At 56.1% G+C, this 13,213-nt stretch carries 8 protein-coding genes, 2 tRNA genes and 3 rRNA genes; 5 read left to right on the top strand and 8 right to left on the bottom strand.

Annotation, left to right across the window (positions count from 1 at the left end; genetic code table 11):
* Positions 1 to 51 precede the first annotated feature (51 nt).
* From rrf to ACA041_RS07405, 5 genes are all read right to left on the bottom strand, one after another.
* Positions 52 to 167, bottom strand: a 5S ribosomal RNA gene (gene rrf, locus ACA041_RS07425).
* A 156-nt stretch (positions 168 to 323) separates the two neighbouring features.
* Positions 324 to 3,215 (bottom strand): 23S ribosomal RNA (locus tag ACA041_RS07420).
* A gap of 249 nt (positions 3,216 to 3,464) precedes the next feature.
* Positions 3,465 to 3,540 (bottom strand) — tRNA-Ala (locus ACA041_RS07415).
* A 34-nt stretch (positions 3,541 to 3,574) separates the two neighbouring features.
* Positions 3,575 to 3,651 (bottom strand) — tRNA-Ile (locus ACA041_RS07410).
* Positions 3,652 to 3,816: 165 nt separating this feature from the next.
* Positions 3,817 to 5,355, bottom strand: a 16S ribosomal RNA gene (locus ACA041_RS07405).
* The 16S, 23S and 5S rRNA genes sit together here with 2 tRNA genes alongside, the layout of an rRNA operon.
* Before the next feature lie 668 nt (positions 5,356 to 6,023).
* Here ACA041_RS07405 and rhtA point away from each other — a divergent pair.
* Complete coding sequence (gene rhtA / locus ACA041_RS07400; RefSeq protein WP_497440526.1) at positions 6,024 to 6,911, top strand: threonine/homoserine exporter RhtA; 888 nt, start codon at positions 6,024 to 6,026, stop codon at positions 6,909 to 6,911.
* 171 nt (positions 6,912 to 7,082) lie between these two features.
* Positions 7,083 to 7,364, top strand: a complete 282-nt coding sequence (locus tag ACA041_RS07395) for a hypothetical protein (RefSeq protein WP_497440525.1) — start codon at positions 7,083 to 7,085, stop codon at positions 7,362 to 7,364.
* Positions 7,365 to 7,379: 15 nt separating this feature from the next.
* Here the strand turns inward: ACA041_RS07395 and ACA041_RS07390 are convergent, their stop codons facing one another.
* Positions 7,380 to 7,940, bottom strand: a complete 561-nt coding sequence (locus tag ACA041_RS07390; RefSeq protein ID WP_497440524.1) for a TetR/AcrR family transcriptional regulator — start codon at positions 7,938 to 7,940, stop codon at positions 7,380 to 7,382.
* 93 nt (positions 7,941 to 8,033) lie between these two features.
* On the opposite strand from ACA041_RS07390, the gene ACA041_RS07385 reads away from it, so the two are divergent.
* The gene (locus ACA041_RS07385) at positions 8,034 to 8,762 is read left to right on the top strand and encodes an SDR family oxidoreductase (RefSeq protein WP_497440523.1); all 729 of its coding nucleotides are present in this window, start codon (positions 8,034 to 8,036) and stop codon (positions 8,760 to 8,762) included.
* Between the two features lie 37 nt (positions 8,763 to 8,799).
* Positions 8,800 to 9,390: a 2-hydroxychromene-2-carboxylate isomerase gene (locus ACA041_RS07380; RefSeq protein WP_497440522.1), complete on the top strand. Its 591-nt coding sequence runs from the start codon at positions 8,800 to 8,802 to the stop codon at positions 9,388 to 9,390.
* Here ACA041_RS07380 and ACA041_RS07375 read toward each other — a convergent pair.
* Positions 9,387 to 10,385 carry a zinc-dependent alcohol dehydrogenase family protein gene (locus tag ACA041_RS07375; RefSeq protein ID WP_497440521.1) on the bottom strand — a complete coding sequence of 333 codons (999 nt, stop codon included), beginning with the start codon at positions 10,383 to 10,385 and terminating at the stop codon, positions 9,387 to 9,389. The two genes, ACA041_RS07380 and ACA041_RS07375, sit on opposite strands and share 4 nt — an antisense overlap.
* A gap of 102 nt (positions 10,386 to 10,487) precedes the next feature.
* Between ACA041_RS07375 and ACA041_RS07370 the strand changes: the two genes are divergently transcribed.
* On the top strand, positions 10,488 to 11,408 hold the full coding sequence (locus ACA041_RS07370; protein ID WP_497440520.1) for a LysR family transcriptional regulator: 921 nt from the start codon (positions 10,488 to 10,490) through the stop codon (positions 11,406 to 11,408).
* Here ACA041_RS07370 and ACA041_RS07365 read toward each other — a convergent pair.
* Positions 11,401 to 13,209, bottom strand: a complete 1,809-nt coding sequence (locus ACA041_RS07365; RefSeq protein WP_497440519.1) for an aminopeptidase P family protein — start codon at positions 13,207 to 13,209, stop codon at positions 11,401 to 11,403. The genes ACA041_RS07370 and ACA041_RS07365 overlap by 8 nt on opposite strands.
* Positions 13,210 to 13,213 lie beyond the last annotated feature (4 nt).

Below are 13,213 nucleotides of genomic sequence, written 5' to 3'. Positions count from 1 at the left end.
CCAAAAACAAAACCCCTACCTGCATACGCAGATAGGGGTTTCGGAATTTAATCTTGACGATGACCTACTCTCACATGGGGAAACCCCACACTACCATCGGCGATGCATCGTTTCACTGCTGAGTTCGGGATGGGATCAGGTGGTTCCAATGCTCTATGGTCGTCAAGAAATTCGGGTACTGAGTCGCGACCAGCTGGCCTCGCTTCAGCAAATTGGGTATGTGATAGCTTTCGGTGTTTGCAAGATTCGAACTTTCGGTTCATTTCGTCTTCACACACCGCAATCTGATGCTCTTTCGAGTAGTCAAATTGCTTGGGTGTTATATGGTCAAGCCTCACGGGCAATTAGTATTGGTTAGCTCAACGCCTCACAGCGCTTACACACCCAACCTATCAACGTCGTAGTCTTCGACGGCCCTTCAGGGGACTCAAGGTCCCAGTGAGATCTCATCTTGAGGCTAGTTTCCCGCTTAGATGCTTTCAGCGGTTATCTATTCCGAACATAGCTACCCGGCAATGCCACTGGCGTGACAACCGGAACACCAGAGGTTCGTCCACTCCGGTCCTCTCGTACTAGGAGCAGCCCCTCTCAAATCTCAAACGTCCACGGCAGATAGGGACCGAACTGTCTCACGACGTTCTAAACCCAGCTCGCGTACCACTTTAAATGGCGAACAGCCATACCCTTGGGACCGGCTTCAGCCCCAGGATGTGATGAGCCGACATCGAGGTGCCAAACACCGCCGTCGATATGAACTCTTGGGCGGTATCAGCCTGTTATCCCCGGAGTACCTTTTATCCGTTGAGCGATGGCCCTTCCATACAGAACCACCGGATCACTAAGACCTACTTTCGTACCTGCTCGACGTGTCTGTCTCGCAGTCAAGCGCGCTTTTGCCTTTATACTCTACGACCGATTTCCGACCGGTCTGAGCGCACCTTCGTACTCCTCCGTTACTCTTTAGGAGGAGACCGCCCCAGTCAAACTACCCACCATACACTGTCCTCGATCCGGATAACGGACCTGAGTTAGAACCTCAAAGTTGCCAGGGTGGTATTTCAAGGTTGGCTCCACGCGAACTGGCGTCCACGCTTCAAAGCCTCCCACCTATCCTACACAAGCAAATTCAAAGTCCAGTGCAAAGCTATAGTAAAGGTTCACGGGGTCTTTCCGTCTAGCCGCGGATACACTGCATCTTCACAGCGATTTCAATTTCACTGAGTCTCGGGTGGAGACAGCGCCGCCATCGTTACGCCATTCGTGCAGGTCGGAACTTACCCGACAAGGAATTTCGCTACCTTAGGACCGTTATAGTTACGGCCGCCGTTTACCGGGGCTTCGATCAAGAGCTTCGCGTTAGCTAACCCCATCAATTAACCTTCCGGCACCGGGCAGGCGTCACACCCTATACGTCCACTTTCGTGTTTGCAGAGTGCTGTGTTTTTAATAAACAGTCGCAGCGGCCTGGTATCTTCGACCGGCATGAGCTTACGGAGCAAGTCCTTCACCCTCACCGGCGCACCTTCTCCCGAAGTTACGGTGCCATTTTGCCTAGTTCCTTCACCCGAGTTCTCTCAAGCGCCTTGGTATTCTCTACCCAACCACCTGTGTCGGTTTGGGGTACGGTTCCTGGTTACCTGAAGCTTAGAAGCTTTTCTTGGAAGCATGGCATCAACCACTTCGTGTTCTAAAAGAACACTCGTCATCAGCTCTCGGCCTTAGAATCCCGGATTTACCTAAGATTCCAGCCTACCACCTTAAACTTGGACAACCAACGCCAAGCTGGCCTAGCCTTCTCCGTCCCTCCATCGCAATAACCAGAAGTACAGGAATATTAACCTGTTTTCCATCGACTACGCTTTTCAGCCTCGCCTTAGGGACCGACTAACCCTGCGTCGATTAACGTTGCGCAGGAAACCTTGGTCTTTCGGCGTGGGTGTTTTTCACACCCATTGTCGTTACTCATGTCAGCATTCGCACTTCTGATACCTCCAGCAAGCTTCTCAACTCACCTTCACAGGCTTACAGAACGCTCCTCTACCGCATCACCTAAGTGATACCCGTAGCTTCGGTGTATGGTTTGAGCCCCGTTACATCTTCCGCGCAGGCCGACTCGACTAGTGAGCTATTACGCTTTCTTTAAAGGGTGGCTGCTTCTAAGCCAACCTCCTAGCTGTCTAAGCCTTCCCACATCGTTTCCCACTTAACCATAACTTTGGGACCTTAGCTGACGGTCTGGGTTGTTTCCCTTTTCACGACGGACGTTAGCACCCGCCGTGTGTCTCCCATGCTCGGCACTTGTAGGTATTCGGAGTTTGCATCGGTTTGGTAAGTCGGGATGACCCCCTAGCCGAAACAGTGCTCTACCCCCTACAGTGATACATGAGGCGCTACCTAAATAGCTTTCGAGGAGAACCAGCTATCTCCGAGCTTGATTAGCCTTTCACTCCGATCCACAGGTCATCCGCTAACTTTTCAACGGTAGTCGGTTCGGTCCTCCAGTTAGTGTTACCCAACCTTCAACCTGCCCATGGATAGATCGCCCGGTTTCGGGTCTATTCCCAGCGACTAGACGCCCTATTAAGACTCGCTTTCGCTACGCCTCCCCTATTCGGTTAAGCTCGCCACTGAAAATAAGTCGCTGACCCATTATACAAAAGGTACGCAGTCACCCAACAAAGTGGGCTCCCACTGCTTGTACGCATACGGTTTCAGGATCTATTTCACTCCCCTCTCCGGGGTTCTTTTCGCCTTTCCCTCACGGTACTAGTTCACTATCGGTCAGTCAGTAGTATTTAGCCTTGGAGGATGGTCCCCCCATATTCAGACAAAGTTTCTCGTGCTCCGTCCTACTCGATTTCATGACTAAGAGATTTTCGCGTACAGGGCTATCACCCACTATGGCCGCACTTTCCAGAGCGTTCCGCTAATCTCAAAGCCACTTAAGGGCTAGTCCCCGTTCGCTCGCCACTACTAAGGGAATCTCGGTTGATTTCTTTTCCTCAGGGTACTTAGATGTTTCAGTTCCCCTGGTTCGCTTCTTAAGCCTATGTATTCAGCTTAAGATACCTAACTTATGTTAGGTGGGTTCCCCCATTCAGACATCTCCGGATCAAAGTCTGTTTGCCGACTCCCCGAAGCTTTTCGCAGGCTACCACGTCTTTCATCGCCTCTGACTGCCAAGGCATCCACCGTATGCGCTTCTTCACTTGACCATATAACCCCAAGCAATCTGGTTATACTGTGAAGACGACATTCGCCGAAAATTCGATAATACTCAATTAAGAGCAACTCACAAATTTTACCTTAGCCTGAGCCGTTACCAGTGAAAGTAACGTTCAGTCTATCTTTCTATCACATACCCAAATTTTTAAAGAACGATCTAATCAAAGACTAGAAATCAACATTCATCACCGTCTTGGTGGAATGCTCATTTCTAAGCTTTCAACAAACAGAAGCAGTAGTGGTGGAGCCAAACGGGATCGAACCGTTGACCTCCTGCGTGCAAGGCAGGCGCTCTCCCAGCTGAGCTATGGCCCCGTATTTCTACAGGCGTTTCCCACACAAGCAAAATTGGTGGGTCTGGGCAGATTCGAACTGCCGACCTCACCCTTATCAGGGGTGCGCTCTAACCAACTGAGCTACAGACCCAATTTCGAGCTACTCAGGCCGACCTCACCCTGCTCTTTACCACAAAGCATGGGGTGTGCTCTAACCAACCAAGCTACAACCCAATTTCGGGCTGCTTCTAAATCGTCTTCTTCAATGAATCAAGCAATTCGTGTGGGAACTTATGGAGCAGCTGATGTCGTCGATTAAGGAGGTGATCCAGCCGCAGGTTCCCCTACGGCTACCTTGTTACGACTTCACCCCAGTCATGAATCACACCGTGGTAACCGTCCTCCCGAAGGTTAGACTAGCTACTTCTGGTGCAACCCACTCCCATGGTGTGACGGGCGGTGTGTACAAGGCCCGGGAACGTATTCACCGCGACATTCTGATTCGCGATTACTAGCGATTCCGACTTCACGCAGTCGAGTTGCAGACTGCGATCCGGACTACGATCGGTTTTCTGGGATTAGCTCCACCTCGCGGCTTGGCAACCCTCTGTACCGACCATTGTAGCACGTGTGTAGCCCAGGCCGTAAGGGCCATGATGACTTGACGTCATCCCCACCTTCCTCCGGTTTGTCACCGGCAGTCTCCTTAGAGTGCCCACCATTACGTGCTGGTAACTAAGGACAAGGGTTGCGCTCGTTACGGGACTTAACCCAACATCTCACGACACGAGCTGACGACAGCCATGCAGCACCTGTCTCAATGTTCCCGAAGGCACCAATCCATCTCTGGAAAGTTCATTGGATGTCAAGGCCTGGTAAGGTTCTTCGCGTTGCTTCGAATTAAACCACATGCTCCACCGCTTGTGCGGGCCCCCGTCAATTCATTTGAGTTTTAACCTTGCGGCCGTACTCCCCAGGCGGTCAACTTAATGCGTTAGCTGCGCCACTAAGAGCTCAAGGCTCCCAACGGCTAGTTGACATCGTTTACGGCGTGGACTACCAGGGTATCTAATCCTGTTTGCTCCCCACGCTTTCGCACCTCAGTGTCAGTATCAGTCCAGGTGGTCGCCTTCGCCACTGGTGTTCCTTCCTATATCTACGCATTTCACCGCTACACAGGAAATTCCACCACCCTCTACCATACTCTAGCTCGTCAGTTTTGAATGCAGTTCCCAGGTTGAGCCCGGGGATTTCACATCCAACTTAACGAACCACCTACGCGCGCTTTACGCCCAGTAATTCCGATTAACGCTTGCACCCTCTGTATTACCGCGGCTGCTGGCACAGAGTTAGCCGGTGCTTATTCTGTCGGTAACGTCAAAACAGATACGTATTAGGTAACTGCCCTTCCTCCCAACTTAAAGTGCTTTACAATCCGAAGACCTTCTTCACACACGCGGCATGGCTGGATCAGGCTTTCGCCCATTGTCCAATATTCCCCACTGCTGCCTCCCGTAGGAGTCTGGACCGTGTCTCAGTTCCAGTGTGACTGATCATCCTCTCAGACCAGTTACGGATCGTCGCCTTGGTGAGCCATTACCTCACCAACTAGCTAATCCGACCTAGGCTCATCTGATAGCGCAAGGCCCGAAGGTCCCCTGCTTTCTCCCGTAGGACGTATGCGGTATTAGCGTCCGTTTCCGAGCGTTATCCCCCACTACCAGGCAGATTCCTAGGCATTACTCACCCGTCCGCCGCTCGCCACCAGGTACAAGTACCCGTGCTGCCGCTCGACTTGCATGTGTTAGGCCTGCCGCCAGCGTTCAATCTGAGCCATGATCAAACTCTTCAGTTCAAACATCTTTGGGTTTTTAAGAAACCCTAAACTTGGCTCAGCAATCGTTGGTTACATCTTTGATTTCTCGCGGAGTAACTTGTGATGCTGATAATCTTGTTGACTATCAGTCTGACTCCACAAGCACCCACACGAATTGCTTGATTCAGTTGTTAAAGAGCGGTTGGTTAAGATCTTTCGTCTCAACCGAGGCGCGCATTCTACGCTTTCCTCTGCTGCTGTCAAGCGGTTATTTTCAGAAGTTTTCAAAGTTTCCTTTGCAACTTCAACCACTTGCGCTTCCGATCTCTCGTTAGCGGGAGGCGAATTCTACAGCGTTAGTCGCTGCTGTCAACACCTCTTTTACACCGCTTCGACCGAGAAGATCGAATCGTTAATAAGGCGACAACACACTGCCCTACCAACTCCTTCCAGGCTTCGATAACCTGAAGCACCTCGCTGCCGAAAACTGCTTAACTCTTTGTTTACCAAGGAGTTTTCCGTTTCGACTGCGCCGGAAGTGGGGCGAATTATAGACTTCTAGATTCTGCCGTCAAGCCCTGATTACGCATTTCTATCAGGATGTTCGAAATCGCCGCTTATATATAGACGCGACGGCGACGAATGCGCAGTATATTGCCCAACACATACATCTACACTCTCGCTTCCTTCCTTGGACGATGCCACGCATGAACGACCAGCCCCGCAGTCTTGCCTCGACCCTGTTCTCGGTGGGCCTGCTAATAATAGCCATGGCATCGATCCAGTCTGGAGCTTCCCTGGCCAAAAGCATGTTTCCCGTTGTAGGTGCCCAGGGGACGACTACCCTGCGCCTTATTTTTGCCAGCGTGATCATGCTGCTGATACTGCGTCCGTGGCGGGCGACGCTCACGGCAAAATCCCTGCGCACCGTCATTGTCTATGGCATGGCGCTGGGCGGCATGAACCTCCTCTTCTATATGTCCTTGCGCACCGTGCCCCTGGGTATCGCGGTTGCACTCGAGTTCACCGGCCCCCTGGCGGTCGCCATCTATGCCTCGCGCCGTGCCATCGACTTCTTGTGGATCGCCCTGGCCGCTGCCGGCCTGATGCTGTTGATACCGACTGGAGCCACCTCCGCCAGTATCGATCTGGCAGGTGCCGGCTATGCCTTGGGCGCGGGTGTCTGCTGGGCGCTGTATATCCTGTTCGGACAAAAAGCCGGTGCCGACAATGGCGTACAGACCGCAGCACTGGGGGTGATGATCGCTGCACTGTTCGTTGCCCCGATCGGCATCGTCCACGCTGGTGCCGCCTTGCTGACGCCGTCGCTGATCCCCATCGCCATCGGCGTTGCCCTGCTGTCCACCGCACTGCCGTACACCCTGGAGATGGTCGCCCTCACCCGCATGCCGGCGCGGACCTTCGGCACACTGATGAGCATCGAACCGGCGATCGGCGCACTGTCCGGCCTGCTGTTCCTCCAGGAATACCTCTCACTGTCACAATGGATGGCCATCCTGTGCATCATTCTGGCGTCCGTCGGCGCAACCATGACCATGGGCAACGCCGTCAAGCCCGCCGTCGTAGCGGATTGATATCAGCCTTTAACGAGGGTCTGGTATTTACCGCGCAATTAGGCCATGTTTAAGACCGTAACCCGGTGCCAGACATGGATTTTTCAGGAAAGGGACATCGGAGACGCTTCCAGCGAAAGCGAATGCTGCCAAACCCGGGCATCAAGATCCGGGGACGCTATAAGGACAGTAATGAAACGAATGTTGATACTGATCGTCGTGTTGGCCGTTGCGGGCTGCGCGGCGACGTCGAAACCCACGATCAAACACGGCAAGAAAGGGCTGCACATCAACTGTTCCGGGCTGTCGTCCTCCTGGGACAAGTGCTACACCAGTGCTGTCAATTCGTGCGCCCCCAAGGGTTACAAGGTCATCGCCAAGTCCGGCGATACCGTGGAAGAACCTGGCGATTATCCATTTGGTCTCAATCCTGCCGGCTACACCAGCCGCAGCATGATCGTCATCTGCAAATAGGGTAATGCCGCCAAGTCAGGTGCGGGGACCGGCGATCTGGCGGCCTATCTCTTCGTAACTGGATTTCAACACCGAGCGCTGTACATCCGGGGTGGCCAACATACGCGCCACGACCAAGGCCCCGACGCATTGCGACAGAATTGCCCAGGCCAGGCTGTCGCTTCCCAGGATTCGCGCCCAACTCTGCTGGAGCCGACAGATCCAGTGCTCCGCCTGCTGGCGAGTCGCGATGTCCGAACGGGCAATCTCCGCTCCCAAGGCGGGCAAAGCACAACCGGATCCCGGATGCTCGACATGGGCCATGCTCAGGTAATGCTTCAGGCAACGCTCAAGCTTGCCCCGGTCCTGATCAGCCCCCAATCGGGCCAGGCTCTGGCCCAGCTCTCGCTCGACGATTGACGCGAACAGTTCATCCTTCGACGAGAAGTGGCTGTAGAAAGCCGCGCCACTCAAGCCGATCGCTTTCATCAAACTGTCGACACCTACCGTCGAAAAACCGGACTGCTTGGCCGACTCCGCACTGCTTTGCAGCAGCTTCTCTTTGGTTTCCTGCTTGTGACTGGCCGAGTACCGCATGTGCCTTACCCTCAGATTTGAACACCTTGACGCCTGTCGAATCGTAGCATAACGTTCGTTTAGTTAACGATCGTTCATCAAAGGGATCCAGTCATGAATAACAACAAGGTCGTACTGGTCGTCGGCGCAGGGGATGCCACTGGCGGCGCCATCGCCAAGCGTTTTGCCCGTGAAGGTTTTGTGGCCTGTGTCACTCGGCGCAGCGCGGACAAACTCCAGCCGCTGGTGGACGCCATCCAGGCCAGTGGCGCACAAGCCCATGGATTCGCCTGCGATGCGCGCAAGGAAGAAGAGGTGATTGCGCTGGTCGAGCAGATCGAAACCGAAATCGGGCCCATCGAAGCGTTCGTCTTCAACATCGGTGCGAATGTGCCGTGCAGCATTCTCGATGAAACCGCGCGCAAGTATTTCAAGATCTGGGAAATGGCCTGCTTTTCAGGATTTCTCAACGGCCGCGAGGTGGCCAAGCGCATGGTCACGCGTCAACGGGGGACTATTTTGTTCACCGGCGCTACGGCCGGCCTGCGCGGTGCGGCAGGGTTTGCGGCGTTTGCCGGGGCCAAGCACGGGATTCGCGCACTGGCGCAAAGCATGGCCCGGGAATTGGGCCCACTGAATATCCACGTCGCCCATGTCGTCGTCGACGGCGCCATCGATACTGACTTCATCCGCGACAGCTTCCCGGAGAAATACGCAACCAAGGATCAGGACGGCATCCTCAACCCCGAACACATCGCTGAGAACTATTGGTACCTGCACAGCCAACCCCGGGACGCCTGGACCTTCGAACTGGACTTGCGTCCGTGGAACGAGCGTTGGTAAGCCCATCCCCTACAACAATAATCAGAGCACATCGACCATGAGCAAAACCGTGGAGTTCTTCTTCGATCTCGGCAGCCCTGCTACGTATTTGGCCTATACCCAACTGCCTAAGATCTGCGCACAGACCGACAGCCAGTTGATCTACATTCCGATCCTGCTGGGTGGTGTCTTCAAAGCCACGGGCAACGCCTCCCCGGCGACCATCCCGGCCAAAGGCCGCTACATGTTTCAAGACCTGGATCGCTATGCCCGGCGCTACGGCGTGCCACTGAAATTCAACCCGCACTTCCCCATCAACACCCTGATGCTCATGCGTGCCGTCACGGGCATGCAAATGCGCCATCCGCAACGCTTTCAGGCGTTCATCGACTGCCTGTTCCACGCGCTCTGGGTTGAAGGCCGCAGCCTCGATGACCTGGCGACCGTCGCGACGGTGTTGACGCAGAACGGCTTCCATCCAGAAGAAGTACTGGCCCTGACCGCCGATGAGGAAGTCAAGGCCGCGCTCAAAGACAACACTGAAAAAGCAGTGCAACGGGGTGTATTTGGCGCACCGAGCATCTTTGTCGAGGGTGAGTTGTTCTTTGGTCAGGATCGACTGGAGTTCGTGATTGAAGCCCTGAGTTAAATCTCGACGACCAACCGCCCCTGAGCAGCGCCGGACACGAGCAGCTCATGGGCGGCTTCGGCGGTGTCCAGCGTAAACTGCCGAGGGTCGAGCAAAGGAAGTAGCTGGCCCGCTTCAATCAACCGAGCCGCATCCCGAAGAATCTGCCCGTGATGCTCCCGCCCCTTGCCAGTCAGCAGGGGTAACAAGGTAAAGACCCCGGAATAGCTCGCCCCACGAAACGACAGGGGTGCAAGACTGTGCTGCCCCCAGCCGAGGCAACTCAGCACATGTCCTTCGTAAACCCGCACGGCGTTGAAGGACGCATCCAGTGTTTCACCGCCCACCGTGTCGTAGACGATGTCGAAACCCTCGCCGGCCGTATGCTCGGCCACATACTCTTCAACCGACACCTTGCGGTAATCAATAAAGGTTGCGCCGAAACCTTCTATTACCGCCCGCTGCCGTTCAGAGCCAGTGGCAAACACCTCGGCTCCGAAAGCCCGGGCGATCTGCACGGCAACATGGCCGACCCCACCCGCCCCACCGTGGATCAATACCTTTTGACCCGCTCGCACCCTGGCCCGGTCCACCAACCCTTCCCACGCGGTGATCAGTACCAACGGCAAGCCTGCTGCCTCGCGCATGCTCAAGTTGTTCGGTTTGTGGGCCAGCAAGCGCGCATCGACTACCGCGAACTCTGCCAGAGAACCTTGGGCTCCGCCGATTCCGGTCGCCATCGCGTAGACCTCATCGCCCGGCAGCCATCCGCCGACGCCCTCGCCCACGGTCTCTACCGTTCCCGCCAGATCCATTCCCAACACCGCCGGCAAAGGTTGACGGGCATGAGCAGCCTGACCCGAGCGAATCTTTCCATCCAAAGGGTTCACTCCGCTGGCCTTGATCCTGACCAATACTTGACCCGCCTCAGGCACAGGCCGCGCAATGGAGGCAAAACGTAACGGCCCATTGGCCGAATCAACAATCAGAGCATGCATTTCGAGTAAATCAGTCATTTCGCGAATTCCATCGGAGGTGGCGGTAGGCCGATCTTCCTCTCACTCACTCATGCCGATAAGACGCCATATAGCTATAGTGAGCATGCCCCATTGGCATGAATGAGAAGCCCCGTGGATAAACTCAATGCAATGGCCATCTTCGTCCGGGTGGTCGAACGTGGCAGCTTTTCCGCCGTTGCCCGGGAACTGCAAACCAGCCAGCCGACCATCAGTAAAGTCCTGCGAGCACTGGAAACCGGGCTGGGTGGAAAACTGATTTCCCGCAGTACCCGACATCTGTCCCTGACCGACGAAGGTCAGCGCTACTACAACGAATGCCGGCAAATCCTCGCGGCCGTCGACGCCGCAGAACACAGCTTTCAGTCCGGGCGTGAAAGCGTTGCCGGTAACCTGAGAGTGGGTTCATCAGTGAGCTTTGGTCGCTTGCAGATTGCTTCGCGACTGCCGGACTTCCTCAAACAGTGCCCTCAGGTGCACATTGATCTGCAACTGAGCGATCAGAATCAGGATCTGCTCAGCGAAGGGCTGGATGTCACGTTCAGGATCGGCGAGCTCAACGACAGCGGCCTGATTGCCCGCCGTATCGGCACCACCCACCGGATGACCATTGCCGCACCTGACTACCTGGCGCAACACGGCCAGCCGCAAACTCCGGAAGAACTGAGCAAACACAATTGCCTGCAGTTCAACCTGCTAAACAGTCAAAACCTGTGGGTTTACGAAAAAGATGCCCAACGCCACGAAGTGCGGATCAAGGGTAATGCGCAAAGCAATAACTCTGAGGCTATCCGCGAGATGGTGTTGGGAGGGCTGGGCATTGCGCTGTCGCCAGTGTGGCTGTTCAGCGAGGATCTGAAGGCCGGGCGAGTGAGGGCGATCCTGCAGGATTACACTGCGCACTCGCTGCCGATTCATGCCGTGTCCCCGGCGAATCGTCGCCAATCCGCCAGAGTCAAAGCCTTTGTCGACTACATGAGCCAGGCGCTGGCAACAGCGCCTGAACTCCTGCCAATCAAATAGCAGCGGTTCGGGTGTGCAACCACTCCAGGGCTGCACCGTCGAGCAGCGGGCTCAGCCGTTCGCGCACTTCGGCGTGGTAAGCGTTGAACCACTGCTTTTCATCCTCGGTCAGCAGCGATGGCTCCAGGCAGCGGGTATCGATCGGGCACAGGGTCAGGGTTTCGAATTCCAGGAACTCACCGAATTCGCTTTTGCCCGCCTCGCGGTTCAATACCAGGTTCTCGATCCGCACACCCCAGCGGCCCGGACGGTAGGTACCCGGCTCGATGGAAGTGATCATGCCGGGTTGCATGGCGGTTTGCGGCGCGGCTGCCGCCTGATAGGCGATGACCTGCGGTCCTTCGTGAACGTTGAGGAAGTAACCGACGCCGTGACCGGTGCCGTGCCCGTAGTCGACACTTTCGGCCCAGATCGGCGCCCGAGCGATGGCATCCAGCAATGGCGAGAGGATGCCTTTCGGGAACCGGGCACGGGACAAGGCGATCACGCCCTTGAGCACCCGCGTGCAATCGCGTTTCTGTTCTGCGGTCGGCGTACCGACCGGGACCATCCGCGTGATGTCGGTGGTGCCGCCCAGGTATTGGCCGCCGGAGTCGATCAGCAACAGACCGTCGCCCTCGATCACCGCATGCTCTTGCTCGGTTGCGTGGTAATGCGGCATCGCGCCATTGGCGTTGAACGCGGCGATGGTGTTGAAGCTCAGGGACACATAACCCGGACGTCGGGTACGCGCGGCGGTCAGGTGTTCGTCGATGGTCAGTTCGGTGATGCGTTCACGACCCCATGCCGACTCCAGCCAGGTGAAGAATTCACACAGCGCCGCACCGTCCTGCTCCATGGCCTGACGAATGTGCTCGGCATCGGCCAGGCTTTTCTGCGACTTGGCCAATGTCGTCGGGTTGAGGCCTTCGACCAGTTTCACCCCGCTATCCAGGTTATCCAGCAAACCCGCCGTGACCCGCGCCGGATCAACTTGCAGGCTCGCGCCGCTTGGCACGGCCCGCAAGGCATCGGCCACTTCGCTGTAATCGCGCAGGGTCACGCCGTCCTGTTCGAGGATCGCGCGCAGCTCGCTATCGACTTTGCTCAGGGCGACGAACAAGGTGGCCTGCTGCTGGCTGATCAAGGCGAAAGAGACGAATACCGGGTTGAACGACACATCGCCGCCGCGCAGGTTAAACAGCCAGGCGATGTCATCGAGGGTGGCGATGAAATGCCAGTCGGCACCGCGTTCTTTCAACACTTCGCGCAGCTTGGCGAGCTTTTCGCCGCGGCTGACCGTCGCCTGCGGCGGCAAGTGTTGATAGATCGGTTCGTTCGGCAGGTTCGGACGGTCGCTCCAGACTTCGCTCAACAGATCGATGTCGGTACGCAGCCGCGCGCCGCGGTCCTCGAGCTTGCCACCCAGGGTACGCGCCGAGGCCACGGCCATCACCGCACCATCCACCGCGACGACGCCGCCTTCGGGGGTTTGCTCGGCCAGCCAGTCCAGCGGGCTCGGTTGACCCGGTTGCAGCTTGACCAGTTCAATGCCGCTGCCCTGGAGTTCCTTGGTCGCTTGTTCCCAATAGCGGCTGTCAGCCCAGACTCCGGCGAAGTCCCTGGTCACGATCAGCGTGCCGACCGAGCCGTGGAAGCCCGACAACCACTGCCGTCCTTGCCAATAGCCCGGCAGGTATTCCGACAGGTGCGGATCGGCCGACGGCACCAGCAGGGCATGGATACCCTCCCGGCTCATCAGCTCGCGGGTGTGCGCCAGGCGCTCGGGCACCGATCCATTGATCGAAGGCTGCGTACTCATCGTG

This window comes from Pseudomonas sp. LBUM1676 (genome assembly GCF_059695605.1).
The sequence above is the reverse complement of the archived record's forward strand: the minus strand, read 5'-3'. Positions and strand labels throughout refer to the sequence as shown.